This window comes from Streptomyces sp. NPDC051217, assembly GCF_044455465.1.
Classification (GTDB): Bacteria; Actinomycetota; Actinomycetes; order Streptomycetales; family Streptomycetaceae; genus Streptomyces.
The window spans coordinates 36,041-49,716 of record NZ_JBITEV010000001.1 but is presented as its reverse complement, the minus strand read 5'-3'; the positions used below and the strand labels follow the sequence as shown (position 1 = coordinate 49,716).

General features: G+C 69.7%; 19 protein-coding genes and 1 pseudogene. 9 read left to right on the top strand and 11 right to left on the bottom strand.

Annotated elements, in window-relative coordinates:
- Positions 1-52: 52 nt before the first annotated feature.
- The 7 genes from ACIBBB_RS00285 to ACIBBB_RS00255 are packed head-to-tail and all read left to right on the top strand — an operon-like array spanning position 53 to position 4,098.
- Positions 53-310, top strand: coding sequence for a gas vesicle protein GvpG (locus tag ACIBBB_RS00285; RefSeq protein WP_189106506.1), 258 nt, complete (start codon positions 53-55; stop codon positions 308-310).
- A 26-nt stretch (positions 311-336) separates the two neighbouring features.
- Positions 337-936, top strand: coding sequence for a hypothetical protein (locus ACIBBB_RS00280; RefSeq protein ID WP_398977145.1), 600 nt, complete (start codon positions 337-339; stop codon positions 934-936).
- Positions 933-2,069: an SRPBCC family protein gene (locus ACIBBB_RS00275; RefSeq protein WP_398977143.1), complete on the top strand. Its 1,137-nt coding sequence runs from the start codon at positions 933-935 to the stop codon at positions 2,067-2,069. Before ACIBBB_RS00280 ends, ACIBBB_RS00275 begins: the two co-directional genes overlap by 4 nt.
- 37 nt (positions 2,070-2,106) lie before the next feature.
- Positions 2,107-2,559 (top strand): gas vesicle protein, encoded by a 453-nt coding sequence (locus ACIBBB_RS00270; RefSeq protein WP_398977141.1) that lies wholly within the window; start codon positions 2,107-2,109, stop codon positions 2,557-2,559.
- Positions 2,556-3,380: a GvpL/GvpF family gas vesicle protein gene (locus ACIBBB_RS00265; RefSeq protein ID WP_398977139.1), complete on the top strand. Its 825-nt coding sequence runs from the start codon at positions 2,556-2,558 to the stop codon at positions 3,378-3,380. The genes ACIBBB_RS00270 and ACIBBB_RS00265 overlap by 4 nt, the downstream gene beginning before the upstream one ends.
- Entirely contained in the window at positions 3,377-3,667 is a 291-nt protein-coding gene (locus tag ACIBBB_RS00260; RefSeq protein WP_398977137.1) for a gas vesicle protein, read from the top strand. Before ACIBBB_RS00265 ends, ACIBBB_RS00260 begins: the two co-directional genes overlap by 4 nt.
- A gap of 47 nt (positions 3,668-3,714) precedes the next feature.
- Positions 3,715-4,098 carry a gas vesicle protein K gene (locus tag ACIBBB_RS00255; RefSeq protein ID WP_398977135.1) on the top strand — a complete coding sequence of 128 codons (384 nt, stop codon included), beginning with the start codon at positions 3,715-3,717 and terminating at the stop codon, positions 4,096-4,098.
- Positions 4,099-4,114: 16 nt separating this feature from the next.
- On the opposite strand, the gene ACIBBB_RS00250 is transcribed toward ACIBBB_RS00255, so the two are convergent.
- The 3 genes from ACIBBB_RS00250 to ACIBBB_RS00240 form a co-directional block, all read right to left on the bottom strand.
- On the bottom strand, positions 4,115-4,558 hold the full coding sequence (locus ACIBBB_RS00250; protein WP_398977133.1) for an Asp23/Gls24 family envelope stress response protein: 444 nt from the start codon (positions 4,556-4,558) through the stop codon (positions 4,115-4,117).
- A gap of 153 nt (positions 4,559-4,711) precedes the next feature.
- On the bottom strand, positions 4,712-5,254 hold the full coding sequence (locus ACIBBB_RS00245) for a DUF1707 domain-containing protein (RefSeq protein WP_398977131.1): 543 nt from the start codon (positions 5,252-5,254) through the stop codon (positions 4,712-4,714).
- A gap of 49 nt (positions 5,255-5,303) precedes the next feature.
- Positions 5,304-5,870 (bottom strand): hypothetical protein, encoded by a 567-nt coding sequence (locus ACIBBB_RS00240; RefSeq protein ID WP_398977129.1) that lies wholly within the window; start codon positions 5,868-5,870, stop codon positions 5,304-5,306.
- A 110-nt stretch (positions 5,871-5,980) separates the two neighbouring features.
- Here ACIBBB_RS00240 and ACIBBB_RS00235 point away from each other — a divergent pair, with 110 nt between their 5' ends.
- A complete protein-coding gene (locus ACIBBB_RS00235; protein WP_398977127.1) occupies positions 5,981-6,214 on the top strand; it encodes a hypothetical protein in 234 nt (77 codons plus the stop codon).
- An 88-nt stretch (positions 6,215-6,302) separates the two neighbouring features.
- On the opposite strand, the gene ACIBBB_RS00230 is transcribed toward ACIBBB_RS00235, so the two are convergent.
- From ACIBBB_RS00230 to ACIBBB_RS00200, 7 genes and pseudogenes are all read right to left on the bottom strand, one after another.
- Positions 6,303-6,503 (bottom strand): ferredoxin, encoded by a 201-nt coding sequence (locus ACIBBB_RS00230; RefSeq protein WP_398977125.1) that lies wholly within the window; start codon positions 6,501-6,503, stop codon positions 6,303-6,305.
- A gap of 179 nt (positions 6,504-6,682) precedes the next feature.
- Complete coding sequence (locus tag ACIBBB_RS00225) at positions 6,683-7,264, bottom strand: TMEM165/GDT1 family protein (RefSeq protein WP_398977123.1); 582 nt, start codon at positions 7,262-7,264, stop codon at positions 6,683-6,685.
- A gap of 331 nt (positions 7,265-7,595) precedes the next feature.
- A pseudogene (locus tag ACIBBB_RS00220) lies at positions 7,596-8,168 on the bottom strand (DUF2252 family protein); the annotation flags it as partial.
- 26 nt (positions 8,169-8,194) lie between these two features.
- Positions 8,195-9,658, bottom strand: a complete 1,464-nt coding sequence (locus tag ACIBBB_RS00215) for an MFS transporter (RefSeq protein WP_398977121.1) — start codon at positions 9,656-9,658, stop codon at positions 8,195-8,197.
- A 305-nt stretch (positions 9,659-9,963) separates the two neighbouring features.
- Positions 9,964-10,560 (bottom strand): TetR/AcrR family transcriptional regulator, encoded by a 597-nt coding sequence (locus ACIBBB_RS00210; protein WP_398977119.1) that lies wholly within the window; start codon positions 10,558-10,560, stop codon positions 9,964-9,966.
- Positions 10,561-10,632: 72 nt separating this feature from the next.
- On the bottom strand, positions 10,633-11,313 hold the full coding sequence (locus tag ACIBBB_RS00205) for an ABC transporter ATP-binding protein (protein WP_398977117.1): 681 nt from the start codon (positions 11,311-11,313) through the stop codon (positions 10,633-10,635).
- A gap of 73 nt (positions 11,314-11,386) precedes the next feature.
- A complete protein-coding gene (locus ACIBBB_RS00200) occupies positions 11,387-12,847 on the bottom strand; it encodes an ABC transporter permease (protein ID WP_398977115.1) in 1,461 nt (486 codons plus the stop codon).
- Between the two features lie 149 nt (positions 12,848-12,996).
- Here ACIBBB_RS00200 and ACIBBB_RS00195 point away from each other — a divergent pair, with 149 nt between their 5' ends.
- A complete protein-coding gene (locus ACIBBB_RS00195) occupies positions 12,997-13,392 on the top strand; it encodes a nitroreductase/quinone reductase family protein (RefSeq protein ID WP_398977113.1) in 396 nt (131 codons plus the stop codon).
- A 98-nt stretch (positions 13,393-13,490) separates the two neighbouring features.
- Here the strand turns inward: ACIBBB_RS00195 and ACIBBB_RS00190 are convergent, their stop codons facing one another.
- On the bottom strand, positions 13,491-13,616 hold the full coding sequence (locus ACIBBB_RS00190) for a hypothetical protein (protein WP_398977111.1): 126 nt from the start codon (positions 13,614-13,616) through the stop codon (positions 13,491-13,493).
- Between the last annotated feature and the right edge of the window lie 60 nt (positions 13,617-13,676).

Here is a 13,676-nt window from a genome sequence, read left to right as displayed (position 1 = left end):
CCCCACCAGGTACGCCGGACAGCCGACACCGACACCGACCGGAGGAGTCGCGATGGGTCTCATTACGAACATCCTCACCTTTCCGCTCGCCCCGGTTCGGGGCACGGCGTGGGTACTTGATCAGGTGGTCCTCGCAGCCGAGCGTGAGCATTACGATCCTGAGCCCGTACGCGGGCAACTGGCCGCGCTGGAGAAGGAACTGCTGAGCGGTTCCATCGACGAAGAGGAATTCGACCGGCGCGAGGACGAACTGCTTGACCGGCTCGAAGAGTGCGAGTCCTACCAGAAGCGACTACGGAACAACTCCTGATCACGGGAGATTGAGGTGTACCAGAGATGACAGGCAATGCGAAGATAGGTGTCGCCCTCGTGGGCGGATACCTGTTGGGACGTACGAAGAAAGCCAAGATGGCGATCGGCTTCGGAATGTTCCTGGCCGGCAAGAAGTTGAGCTTCGACCCGAGGCAGCTCGGCAAGCTGGTGGGCAACTCCCCGGTTCTCGGCTCCCTGAACGACCAGGTCCGCAAGGAACTGGTGGGTGCCACGAAGACGGCGGCCACCAACGCCCTGACCCAACGGGCCTCGGGCCTCGCCGACTCGCTGCACCGGCGGACTCTCGAACTCGACGGCAAGGAAGAAGACAGGGAAGAACCTGCCCGGGAACGTGAGGACGACGAGCCCGAGGACCGCGAGCAGGCGGACAACTCGCGCGACTCGGAACCGGACGAGAAGCCGGACGAGGGGCCGGACGAGAAGCCGGCTCCGCGCCGTAAGCCCGCGGCGAAGGCGCCCGCCCAGTCGGCCGGCCGGTCCGCGGCCAAGGCCACGTCCGGCGCCCGCCGGACCGCCTCGGGCGGCGCCCGCAAGAAGACGGCCTCCGGGGCGCGCAAGACCGCCTCGTCCGCCGGCCGCGATGAGCGGGGTGGCCGCAAATGACCGACACCGCTTTCGGCAGGCTCAAGGACGACGTGGCGAAGAACCCCGCCACCGACCGTCTCAGGGAAGAGCTGCAGAACTACCTCCGGGCGCGCGCCCAGCACGCCGTCACCAGCCTCGGGCAGCGGCTCGGTGAGGGTGTCGGCAAGCTGGCCGACGGCAAGGACGGTCCGGGCGGGGCCGTGAAGAGCCTCGCCAAGGGCGGTCAGGCTCTCGGCGAGGCCAAGTCACCGGCGCAGGCAGCCATGGCCGCGGGGACGTCGCATCTGAAGGACACCATCAAGGAGAAGGTGAAGGGTCTGTTCGGCAAGGGACGCAAGGGCGGTGGCGGCAAGTCGAAGAGCGTCACCATCACCGAGGACATCGACGTCGGCGTGCCCGTACGCGAGGCGTACGACCAGTGGACCCAGTTCCAGGAGTTCAGCACCTTCGCCAAGGGTGTCGTCAGCGTCGAGAAGGCGGACGACACGAGCAGCAACTGGAAGGTGAAGGTCGCCAAGTCCACGCGCAGTTGGAAGGCGAACGTCACCGAGCAGGTGCCGGACGAGCGGATCACCTGGACCACCGAAGGCGCCAAGGGCACGGTGAAGGGTGTGGTGACGTTCCACGCCATCACGGACAACCTGACGCGCGTGCTGCTGGTTCTCGAATACTTCCCCAAGGGGCTGTTCGAGAAGACCGGCAACATCTGGCGCGCCCAGGGCCGCCGCGCCCGGCTCGACCTCAAGCTCTACCGCAAGTTCATCATGATGCGCGGCGAGGCCACCGACGGCTGGCGCGGCGAGATCCGCGACGGCGAGGTCGTGCTGGAGCACGACGAGGCGGTCGAGGAGGAAGAGGCCCGCGCCGAGGAGGAGTCCGCCGAGACCGAGGAGGAGCCCACGGCCTCCGAGGAGACGGAGGACGACCGCTCCCCGGAGGAAGACCCCGAGGCCGACGCCGACGCCGAGTACGCCGAGGACGAAGAGCTGCCCGAGGACGAGCGGGACGAGTACGACGAAGAAGCTCCCGCCGACGAGCCTCGCGCGGAGGACGGTCACGACGAGGAGCCCCTCGACGAGGTCGAGGAGGAAGAAGAGGAAGAGGAGCCGGCCCGGCGTTCCCGGCGCCGTACCGTCTCGGCGCGTCGCTGACCCGAGCCGCCGACTGCACAGACAGGGCTGATTCCACGTGTCCGATTCACTGGCCGGTCGTATGGGGACCTCGTCGGGAGCGTCCCCGTACGGCCCCGGCTCGCAAGGGTCGTCCGCCAATCTCGCCGACATCCTTGAGCGCGTTCTGGACAAGGGCATTGTCATCGCGGGCGATATCCAGATCAATCTGCTCGACATCGAACTGCTGACGATCAAGCTGCGACTGCTGGTCGCGTCGGTGGACAAGGCCAAGGAGATGGGCATCGACTGGTGGGAGCACGATCCCTCGCTCTCCTCCCGGGCCCGCCCCGCACAGCAGGTGAACGGCTCGCGGAACGCGTCGGCCGGCGGCGACGCCCTCGATCCGCCGGCGGATCGGCTGGCGCTGGAGAACGAGCGGTTGCGGGCCGAGATCGCGGAGTTGCGGGCGGGTGCCGGGGCCGGTGGCGCACGTAAGGAACACGCTGCGGAAAGCGAGGGCGGGCGATGATCCCGGACGCCAAGACGTCCGCGATGGTGTACGTCTACGCGGTCGGCCGCGCGGGAACACCCCTCGACGGGGCACTCCCCGGTCGCACCGGCGTCGGCGACGGCCCACTGCGGACGGTGCGTGCCGGCGGGCTCGTCGCGCTGGTCTCGTCGGTTCCGTACGACTCCTTCAGCGCCGACGGCCTGAAGGAGCAGATGGAGGATCTGACACAGCTCGAAGTGCTGGCCCGCACGCACCACGCGGTGGTCGAGGCCGCCTACGAGAGCACGACGGTCCTGCCCATGCGGCTCGCGACCGTGTATCTGGACGACGCACGCGTGATGGCGATGCTGGTCGAGCGGGACGAGGAGTTCCGTGAACTTCTCTCCCGGCTCGAAGACCATGTCGAACTCGGTGTGAAGGTCTACGCGGACCCGCGCGAGGCCGTCGTGACGGCCGAACCGGAGCAGGAGCCCGCGATGAGCCCGGGGCGGGCGTATCTGCGGCAGCGCCGCGCACAGCGGCGCAGCCACCGGGACTCCTACGCCGCTGCCGGAGCGCTCGCCGCGGAGATCCCCGAACGGGTGGCGGGCCTCGTCGCCGGCCGCGTGTCGCACCGCCCCCAGCAGGGGGATCTCGCCCAGGGGGCCGGCGAGAACATCGCCAACGAGGCGTATCTGGTGCCGGCAGCACACGTCGCCGGCTTCCGTGCCGCGCTCGCGGGGCTCGGCGAGGGGACGCCGGGCGTACGGGTCGAGATCACCGGTCCCTGGGCGCCGTACTCCTTCGCGACACCGCCGGGGGCGGCGGGCGGGGAACGCACGGACGGCGGTCTCAGGTGAACGGCGAGCTGAGCAGCGCACTGCCGAGCGTCGGATTCGCCGGGACAGCCGGGACACCGGCAGTGGCTTCCGGCGGCTCCGGCGGCTCCGGCGGCTCCGGCGACGATTCCATCGAATCCCTCGCGGGACGACAGGTGGCGCTCATCGATCTGCTCGACCGTCTCCTCAACGGCGGCGCGGTCCTCACTGGCGATCTCGTGCTGTCCGTCGCCGACGTGGATCTGGTGCACATCAATCTGAGGGCCGTCATCCGCTCCATCACGCCCGACGAACCGGCGCCGTGGTGAGCGGCCCGGTGCGCGGCCCGGACATCCCGCCGTACGAGGAGCACACCATGGCTGACGACGACGCCAAGTTCAGGGACGTGGCGCAAGCGGCGGCCCGCGCCTTCGATCTCGTACCGACGGGGCCGGACGAGCCACGCCCCAGGAGCGGGATCGCCCAACGCCTGGAAACAGACCCGGACACGGTGGAGCGCGATCTGATCAAGCTCGTTCTCACCATTGTCGAACTGCTTCGCCAGCTGATGGAGCGCACCGCGCTGCACAGGGTGGACCAGGGCGATCTCCGCGAGGACCAGGAGGAGCGCGTCGGAATGACGCTGATGATCCTCCAAGACCGCATGGCGGAACTCTGTGAGCGTTACGACCTCACGATGGAGGACCTGAATCTGGACCTCGGCCCGCTCGGTTCGCTGCTCCCCCGCGATTCCGGTTGAGGCGGGAAGCTCTCGCTCACCGTGCGCGGGGCGATTCGCCGCCTCCGTCGTCCGAGTCCGGCAGGTGTACGTCGAGGACGTCGATGTTCACCTCGGCGACCTCCAGGCCGGTCATGGTCTCGACCGCGTCGGCGATACCCGACCGGATCTCCTCGGTGGTCCTGGTGATCGGATAGCCGTACTCCACCACGACGTCCACATCCACCGCGGCCTGCTTCTCACCCACCTCGACCTGCACACCGCGCGTCACGTCGTCGGAACGGACCATCCTGTCCCGCGCGGCTCCCAGGGTCCGGGTCATACTGCCGCCCATCGCGTAGACCCCGGACGCGTCACGGGTGGCGATACCGGCTATGGAGGCGACGACCGAGTCCGCGATCGTCGTCGTTCCCTTGACATCACCGTGGTGGCGGTGACCGTTCGACATTGCTGTTGTTGACGTGGCTTCCTTGACTGCCATGACCGACTCATCTTCCTGCGACAGGGAGCGATGTCGCGAGCGACTTCACAGCCGCCGGAGATTTCCCGGGGCGGCCGTACCCCCTATCCACTGTGCTCCGCACATCTCCATCACGCCATTCGGGTGAGCCGGAGCCACCGCGCCCCGCTCCGCTCAGCGGCGTGCGTGGCGGATCCTCAGGCGGCCGAAGCCCATGGTTCCGGAGATCCGGATCGTCGGTCCGCCGGGGCCGGAGTAGCGCGAAGGCTTGTAACGCGTGTCCTTCCAGCCCGCGCCCAGGTTCTCGAACTCGACGATCGCGTCGCGAGGCACCGTGATCCTGGCCCTGCCGGTGCCGAGTTGAAGCTCGATGTCGATCACCGGATGCTCGATGACCGCCCGGGACAGATCCAGGTGCACCTTGCCGAAGGCGGACTCGACCTTGAGGGTCCGGGGTACCCGCCACGGCCCGCGCCGCTGGATCCGTCCGGCGTGGACGGCGATCGTGGACGTGGTGGCCGGCTGCTCCGCCGGGAGGGAGGACAGAGCCTGGACGAGCACGTCGTGCGTCTGGGCGGTGAGTGCCTGGTTGAGGAGCCCGTCCATCTCCTCGTGCGAGATGTGGCCTTCGGCGTACGCCTCCTGAAGGCGCCGCACGGCCGTGTCGCGGTCGTCTTCACTGATCCGTGGCGGCCGGTTCTCCGGCAGGGAAGTCACCCGTTCACTCTAATGCCGGGACCCTGCCGGTCAGGGGCCCCGGGCCAGGTCAGATCAGGCCGGAGACCTTGAAGACGGTCCTGGCCGCGTCGAGCTCGATCCGCTGTGCCAGTTGCCCCATCTCCGTGGCCCCGTACAGCAGCGTTCCCCGGCCCAGGGAGGTGCGGGCGCCCCCGTCCAGCAGGTGCCACAGCCGCGGGTTGGGGACGAGCACCCGCGGGTCCACCTCGACGCTGTCGCCGTCCAGGTCCCGCAGGATCAGCCGCTGGGAAACGCCGTCGGACCAGCGGACCGAGACAAGCCGGTCGGTGCGGACGGTCCGCTCGCGCAGCAGGCCGCGCGAGGCGATCCAGTCCCCTCCGGCGCTGACGCGTGCCGGCAGGAGTACGACGAACAGCAGGACCGCGAGCGCGGTCCAGAAAACGGCGCGCAGGACGGTGAGGTGGCCCGAGCCGCCGTCGACCACCAGGAACAGGGCGAGCAGCAGGGCGGAGCAGCGGATCGCGAACCGGCGCTCACCGGCCCAGTTCTCGTCGCACCCGGAGTCCTTGAAGGGCCCGGCACCGCCGGTGTCACGCCCCGGCGTGGCCGGAAATCGTGCATCAGGACGTTTCATGCAGCAGAGGTTAGGAAGGCCGGCGGCGGGCGGCGGACTCGTTGACGTATCGCTGATGCGGGCCACCGGGAACCCATACAGCCTCCTGACGGCCCGGCATCAAGAAACGCGTGAGGACGCGGCTCTACGCGGTCGACCCGCGTGGGATCGTGGACTCGGCGCGCGCGTTCATCGTGCCGACGGCCGTCGTCGTCGGCACGATCCCCGTCCCCATCACGGTCGGCCTGTTCCGCGACTCCCCCGCAAGCACCCCGGGCGGCGGCTTCACCATGGTGCTGACGTCGCGGCCAGCCGCCGGTCACCCGCCGACGCGCCCCGATCTGCCGGCCACGGCGGCTTCCTGAACGCGGTGTGGAGGCGGAGCCGTGGCGCGGGGCGGTCTCCGTCGGAGTGCCACCCGCTACGACTCCGCCTCTCACACGGGCGGTACGTCTACGAGTTGTCGACCACGGTGATGGCGGCCGAAGGGCAGCCGGACGCGGCCTCACGAACAGCCGCGTGCAGCTGCTCCCCGGGCTCGGCCGCCAGCAGCATGACGATCGCGTCCTCGTCACGCTGGTCGAACACCTCCGGCGCGAGCACGACGCACTGGCCGGCGCCACAGCACAGGTCCTCGTTCACGGTGATTTTCATTCGGATCCCCTTTTCCAGATGATGAGTTGTGAGCGGCGACGCGAAGAGGATCACCCTTTCACGGGCACCCCGCACCAGCCACCCGCTACGCCCGGGACGGGCCCCATGTCGCTCCGGTGGCCGGACACGTATCGCGCCCGCCGCCCCGGCGCGTCAGAGGGTGAGCTCAGAGGGTGAGCTCAGAGGGTGAACGCCTCGACGAGCGTCCAGATCGCGAGCCCGGTCATACACAGGGCGCCGATGCGCTGAACGGTCTTCAGCGGTACACGCCGGGCGATGAAGCGGCCCGCCAGCAGGGCGAGCGCGGAGACCGACATCAGCGCGAGTGCCGATCCGATCGCGGTGGGCAGCCAGCCGTTGCTCGCGGCCAGGTTGGCGGTGGTGATCTGGGTGAGGTCGCCCCACTCGCTGATGAAGACGGCCATGAAGGCGGTGGTGCAGACGGGCCAGAAGCCGGTGACGGTCCTGCCCGCGCCGTCCTCGTCGTCGTCGCCACCGCTGCGCAGCAGAACGACGGCGCCGAACGCGAACAGAGCGGCGGAGACCAGCTTGACGGCGATCTCCGGGAGCAGACCCAGCAGGCTGCCGGCGCCCACGGCGATGGCGACGTGCACGATGAACGCGGTGGAGGTGCCGAACCAGACGTACAGCGGCCGCATCCGGGTGCCCATGGCCAGTGAGGCGAACATGGTCTTGTCGGGGAGCTCCGCGAGGAAGATGAGCCCGAAGGCGGTGATGATCGCCAGGGGGTCGAAAGTCATTCCCTTGCTTTCTGCTGGGGCCGGGCCGGAGCTCGTACGGCACCCAGAGGGCGACGGGAAGAACCACTCGACCCGGCACGACGGGCGACCCGCACAGGAGCGCGGGCCGAATCATGCCTTGGTCGAAGGTCTCGTCCGCCCCGCGTGAGACGCGGTGGCCCGGTGGCCGGGACGCCCTGAGGTGTCCAGTGTGTCGACCAGCGGTTCTCGGGACTACTCCCCTTCGCTGCGATCCACCGTAACAGCCGCCGCGGCGACGGGACAGGCTGCCCCGGAGTCGAGCTTGATCAGCCATTTCTCGCGTTCCCCGCAGATCGTCGTAGGCGTACCGCTACGCCGCCTCGGCCGTGACCCGTCCTGCCTTCACCGCGGACACCAGGGCCGCGTGGTCACGCTCGTTCTGGTCGGCGTAGCTCTCGGCGAAGCCGGCCAGCGCGTTGTCGAAGACCGGGCCGCCGCCCAAGTACGCCGCGATCGCGATCCGGTCGCCCGAGCGGGCGTGGGCGCGGGCGAGCGTCGCGCCGCAGAGTTCGGCGAAGACCCGCATGCCGTTCGGGACCATGTCCTGAGGGACCAGGATGCCTTTCCAGTCGTACAACTGCCGTACGTAGAAGTCACGTTGGCGGCCGTCCAGCCCGCGTACGCGGTCCCATCCCAGGAAGACGTCGCCCACCGCCTGCATGAGCCGCTGGCCCGCGACGACGCGCCGTCCCTGGTTGCTGTACCCACTCTCCCCGGCGTGCTCGGCCAGTACGGAGTGGTCCGCCTCCTTCGCCTGGAGAATCAGCGGATCCGTGTCGTCCTTGCCCAGCAGGAGCAGGATCCAGCAGCGCGTGCCCACGCTGCCCACGCCGACGACCTTGCGGGCGATGTCGACCACGCGGTACTGCCGCAGCAGCTGTCTCATCGGCCCTCGTCGGCCGGCCGCCGTCAGGCCTTGCGGAGCCTGGCCAGCAGCGCCGGGGAGTGGTAGCCCGTCGACGTACCGGCGTGCCAGGACACCAGGTCCGGCGCCTCCGGCCGCGCGCCGCCGAGGAGGTAGAGGGTCACCAGGCTCACCGCGCCGAACACGGTGATCCCCAGCGTGATCCCCACCGACTGCCGGAACCCGTCGGCGAGCCCCTCGATGAGCGCGAAGTGCAGCAGAACGGGGCCGATCAGGAACGCCGCCTCCGAGCGCAGCAGCTCCACCAGTGCGAAGGTCGGGCCGATCTGGATGGAGGGGACGGAGAAGCCGGCCAGGAAGAGTCCCGGCGTCACGCCCGCGCCCGCGCCGAAGCCGAGGAAGAACGAGGCGAAGGGGATGGTCACGGCCGAGTTCGACGTGTCGGCGGCCAGCAGGATGGCGCCGCCGATGGCCAAGCTGACGGTGCCGCACAGGGCCAGCACCGGCGTCCAGCGGGTCGACATCAGCCGGCGGAACAGCAGAGAGGCGACGAGGACGCCGAGGATCTGGGGTGTGACGAGCGCCCCGATCCGTACCGGGGAGAAGGCTCCCTCCCTGGTCAGATAGACCTCGATCAGCTCCAGCAGGGTGGTGAAGCTCGCCCCGACGAGCATCGCGTTGAGCGTGCCGACGACGGGCAGGGTGTTACTGATGGGCCGCACCGGCATCAGCGGGTGGGCCTTCCGGTACTGCCCGCCCACCAGAAAGACCCCGCAGGCCAGTCCGACGATGACCGGTACGTAGAACTCGGGGTCGCTGAACTCGCCGCGCGTGAGCCACGAGACGCCGAAGAACGGCAGCGCCGTGGTGCCGAGCGCGAGCGGGATGGCGGTCCAGTCGAACCTCGCGCGGCGGTCCGGCGGCTCGTTGCGCTCGAAGGTCAGCGAGCCGACGATCAGTCCGATCAGCGCCAGGGTGCCGATGCCCGCGAACAGTGGCCGCCAGCCGCCGAACGAGCCGACGATCCCGCCCACCAGCGGCCCGAAGGCCACCATGCCGAAGAGCCCGAGACTGACGACGACGGCGGTCGTCCGGAGCCTCTCGATGGGGTGTCCGATGATCAGCGGCGGGAGCGCCGCGACCAGCAGCATCCCGGTGAACAGCCCTTGGAACACGACTCCGGTGGAGAACATGCCGAGGTTCTGCGCGCTGAGGGCCAGCACCGTGGCCAGTACGAATCCGCATTCGCAGACGAGATAGACCAGACGCCGCGCCAGCCGCTGCACGAGGTCGGCGCAGGCGACGGCACCGAAGGCGTACCCCGCGTTCGACATGCCGCTGGTGAGCTGGAGTTCGTACGGCGTGGCGCCGATGTCCCGCATGATCTGCGGCTCCATCAGGGCGGTGGCGGTGGTGAGGATCAGATACGGGCTCAGCGCGAGCAGCGCCAGAGTGACAGCCGCCGGGTAGTTCCCGGCCAGCGGAATCCGGGTGAACAGACTCGGCAAAGGTGAGCGGGACGGCAAGAACGCCTCCGGGGCCGGCGTGGGGGACGCGGGGTGAGCAGGGAGAACAGGCGAAGCGGCAGTGACGGGAGAGCGCGGCGGGGAGGGGCCGCGAACCGGCTCAGCGTACGGTCGGACGCCGCCCGCCCCGGCCTGACACGCCCGCCCCGTGCACGAGACGTCCGGCCGCACGCCCCTTCCACACATACCCCATAGGGGTATGCGGGTGGTCGGGACGCCCGCCGCCATCACGGAGGGGGAATCGGGATGAACGTCGAAGGAAGGGCGGGCCGGGCGTCGTCGTGGGGTCAGGAGCCCGCTTCTTGTTCACTGGACGGGGGCCAGTGAACAAGGAGAGTGTGCAGGGCGTCGAGGGCGCGGACCCAGGAGTCCTGCGTCGCACGCGCGTGCGCGAACCCGCCCGCCGCCTCCAGGGCGACGAACCCGTGGAACGTGCTGCGCAGCAAGCGCACCGCGTCGGTGAGGTCGGGCTCGGCCAGCCCGTAGCCGCGCAGCATGCCGTAAGCCAGCTCGACCGCCCGCCGGGGTCCGGTCGCCTTCGCCGCCAGCTCCGGGTCGATCCGGATCGCGGCCTGGGTCGCGGTGTAGCGGCCCGGGTGCTTGTGGGCGTACTCCCGCCAGGCGTCGGCGTACGCGACCAGCGCGTCCTTGCCCGCCCGCCCGGCGGTGGCTTCCGCGACACGGATGCTCTTCTCGTCCGCCGCCAGCAGCGCGATCCGGCCGCGCAGATCCTCCAGACCGCGGACATGCGCGTAAAGGCTCGCGTCCTTGACGCCGAGCCGCCGAGCCACCCGCGACATGGAGATCCGGTCGAGCCCGACCTCGTCCGCAAGCTCGGCGCCCGCGACCGTCACCCGCTGCGCCGTCAGCCCGGCCCGCGCCATGCGCCCACCTCTCGCCGTTCCCGGGATCCCTGATCCCAACCTAGGCCCCAGGAACGGCGAGTCGGATGCGGGCTACTCCGGGCGTTCGGTGATCGTGAGCTTCCCGCGCTTGATGGTGGCCAGGCGGGTCGCGCGGCGGGCGATGGCGCTGTCGTGGGTGACCATGACGAACGTCAGCCCGTGCTCCTTCCAGAGCCCTTCGAGCAGATCCATGATCTCGTCGCGCATGGACTCGTCGAGATTGCCCGTGGGTTCGTCGGCGAGCAGCACCTTGGGCTGTTTGACCAGCGCCCGCGCGATGGCCACGCGCTGCTGCTGACCACCGGACATCTCGGAGGGCACATGGTGGAGGCGCTCCCCCAGGCCGACCGAGCGCAGGGCCTCGGCCGCCCGCTCGCGGCGCTCCTTGGCCTTCGTACCGAGCGGGACGAGCGCCGTCTCGACGTTCTCCTGCGCGGACAGGGTGGGGATGAGGTTGAAGCTCTGGAAGACGAAGCCGATGGTCCGGCCGCGTACGGCGGTGAGTTTCGCCTCGCCGAGCCGGGCGAGGTCGGTGCCGTCGAGCATGACGCTGCCGGCGGTGGGGCGGTCGAGGCCGCCGAGCATCTGGAGGAGGGTGGATTTGCCGCCGCCGGTGGGGCCCTTGATGACGAGCCGGTCCCCTTCCCCGATGGTCAGGTCGACCCCGGCGAGCGCGTCGACGGTGTCCTTGCCTCTGCGGTACTGCTTGGTGACGCCGCTGAGTTCATACATGGTGCGACTCCTGGGCTGCTGACTCTGCTGAACGCTGTCCGCTGACTGGTGGGCGCCGGCTGCCGGCCGCTCGCTACTCGACACGGCGCAGCGCGTCGGCCGGCCGGAGCCGGGAGGCGCGCCAGCCGCCGAAGGCGCCGGCGATCAGTCCTCCGGTCACCGCGAGGCCGACCGCCAGGGCGATGGTGGCGGCGGAGATGGGGGCGGTGAGGGCGATCTCGATGGCCTTGTCGGCGGCCTGCCCGGCCGGGCCGCCGCCCGCACGGACGGCGCCGCCGCCCCCGCCCCCGCCGCCACCGGGGCCCCCGCCCACGGCGCCGAGCTGGGCGGTCAGGGACGGGCTGACAGCGGTCAGCGCGTAGGCACCCGCCACGCCGACGGCGATGCCGAGCACTCCGCCGACCAGACCGTTGACCATCGCCTCGCCGACGACCTGCCGGGTGACGCGTCCGCTCTTCCAGCCGAGGGCCTTGAGCGTGCCGAACTCCTGTACGCGGCGGCCGACGGCCGACATCGTGAGCAGACCCGCGACGACGAAGGCCGCGATGAGAACGGCGATGGACAGCCACTTGCCGACGTTCGTGGCCAGGTCGGACGCCGTGGAGAGGGAGCCCGAGACGGTGTCCGCGAGGTCGGCGGACGTGGTGACGGTGGTGCCCGAGACGTTCTTCTGGATGGCCGACTTGACGGCGTCGATCTGCTGCGAGTCGTCGGCCTGGACGTAGACCGTGGTGACCTTGTCCTTGGAGTCGGACAGGGTCTGCGCCTGCTTCAGCGGTACGTACAGATTCGCCGCCGCGTCACCGCTGTCTGCGGTGGCTATGCCGACGATCTCGAACTTCGTTCCCTTGACGGTGACTTCGGTGCCGACCTTGTACTTCTTCTCCTTCGCGTACGCGGAGTCGACGACGGCCACCTTGGCATCGGTCTCGGTCGTCTTGAACGCGCGGCCGTCGGTGATCTTGGAGGAGGTCAGCGGGCCGAGGTCCTGCTGCGCGGTGTCGGTGCCGTAGACCGTGTAGGAGTTGACGTCGAACGCGGCTCCGCCGCCCCGTACTTCACCCTGCGGTCCGCCGCCGCCCCCGCCACCGCCGCTCGCGCCGCCCTCCCTCGGCTTGAACTCACCCGGCTTGAACTCCCCGTCGACCTTGAGGACCGAGAGGCTGAGGCCGCCCACGGCGTCGGACACACCGGACTGGCCGGCGACCTTGTCCACGGTGCTGGACGCGAGGGTCTGGAAGCCCTGCGGCATGACGATGTCGCTGCTCTGCGTCTCGTCGCCGTCCTGCGCGTCGAACTTGAAGCGAGGTCCCGCGCGGCCGCCCTCGGAAGCGGGCGGGGCGGCCTTGGTGACGGTCATGTCCGTGCCGAGTCCGTACAGCGACTCCAGCACCTTCCCCTGGGCCTGCTGCATGCCCGAGGAGACGGAGTTGACGACGATGACCAGCGCGATACCGAGTGCGAGCCCCGAGGCGACGACGAGCGCGGCCTTTCGGCGGCGGCGCAATTCGCGCCTGAGGTAGGTGAAGAACATGGCCCGAAAAATATGTACGGCGCGTGATGACAGCATATGAGCGACGTAAGAGAAGGATGAGAAGCCGTCACACGGCGGGCCGCGACCCGCCGTGTGACGGCTTCTCAGGGAACACGGCCAAGAGACGATCGAGCACGGGAGAGTCACGGATGTCGCGCTACGACGAGATCAAACACCGGGCCGTCACGACGTTGCAGAGGTGGGTCGCCAATCCGCTCTCCAGGCGGATTCCGCAGCAGGTGCTGCTGGAGACCACGGGGCGTACGTCCGGACAGCCCCGGCGGACCCCGGTCGGCGGGACCAGGGTCGGCCAGGAGTTCTGGCTGGTGTCCGAGTACGGCGACAAGTCGCAGTACGTCCGGAACATCCTGGCCGACCCGAGGGTCCGCGTCCGGATCAAGGGCACATGGCACACCGGGACCGCCCACCCCGTGCCGGAGGACGATCCGCGTGCGCGGCTCAAGAGCCTGCCGAAGGGCAACAGCGCGATGGTCCGGCTGGTGGGCACGAACCTGCTGACGGTGCGCGTCGACCTCGACAGCTGACCCTAGGTGTATTGCCCTGTGAGGTTGAGGACGCGTGGGTGGAAGTAGCCCGCCTGGATCTCGGCGTTTGAGTTGGATCTTGCCCATTGGTTCGGCACCTACTGCTTGGGGGTGGCCGGGAACGCCTGGGCGGGGGCGGGCGCGGCGGTGAGGGACATGACCGCCGTGGTGAGTGCCGCCGTGGCAACGGCGACGAGCCGGGATCGGTTCAGGGATCGGTTCACGGATCGGGATCGGGTTCCGGATCGGGTTCCGCGCACGGCGAAGCGAACCTTCCTCTTCGG